The organism is Lelliottia sp. GFLA7, from assembly GCF_056490165.1.
Genome location: NZ_JBWLAQ010000127.1, coordinates 1 through 388, shown reverse-complemented (window position 1 = coordinate 388; position 388 = coordinate 1). Strand labels below are relative to the sequence as shown.

Here is a 388-nt window from a genome sequence, read left to right as displayed (position 1 = left end):
CACCGTCGACGACGGCGCCGGCATCCACACGCCGGAAACGATCGACATCCTGCCCAACACCCTCGTCTCCACCAAGGAGACCAGCTACCAGGCAGGTACCGAAGTATCCGTCAACGCCCTGACCCCGCACGGCGACTACCTGATCTACACCTTCGCGAAAGCCCCGGCCGCGCAGAAGGACTGGACCGCCCAGGCCGTCGCGAAGGCGCTGAGCCTGCAGGGGCCGCTGATCGACAAGTTCCCCGCCACCCCGACCAAGGACCAGAACGGCGGCAAGCAGGCCGAGCTGCCCATGGTGGATCAGGACAAGATCCTCATCTACGCGATCCCGGAGGCAGACGCACAGGCCCAGCTCGGCGACGACATGGCCGTCTACGGGCCTCGCGGG

The 388-nt window shown here is 67.0% G+C and carries 1 protein-coding gene; it reads left to right on the top strand.

The features are described 5' to 3' along the window. Positions 1–388, top strand: a 388-nt coding sequence (locus AC07RN_RS21485; RefSeq protein ID WP_478337302.1) for a DUF7373 family lipoprotein, incomplete at both ends; no start/stop codon positions are given.